The 210-nt window shown below is 43.3% G+C and carries 1 protein-coding gene; it reads left to right on the top strand.

What is annotated here, in order from left to right; all coding sequences use genetic code 11:
• Positions 1-210, top strand: a 210-nt coding sequence (locus MRS74_RS23900; RefSeq protein WP_254582770.1) for a hypothetical protein, incomplete at both ends; no start/stop codon positions are given.

Raw genomic sequence — 210 nt, 5'->3', positions numbered from 1 at the left:
AGTTGGATCTATGCCAAAAGCGCAATGGTACTCAATATCAGTTGCGCTTCAGTCGTCGCACTGACCGTATATCTATCTCAAAATTTGCTGCTCTCAATGTTTCCAGCGCTCACCGAAGAATCGTTCGAGCTGGCAAATTATTTTATTCTTGTCTTGTGCTTGGGGATTGTGCTTCGCTCTATTCCTATGATGGCAATTACAGGGATTCTA

It is taken from the genome of Marinobacterium sedimentorum (assembly GCF_024267675.1).
Lineage (GTDB): Bacteria > Pseudomonadota > Gammaproteobacteria > Pseudomonadales > Balneatricaceae > Marinobacterium_A > Marinobacterium_A sedimentorum.
This window is presented reverse-complemented; position numbering and strand designations above follow the sequence as displayed.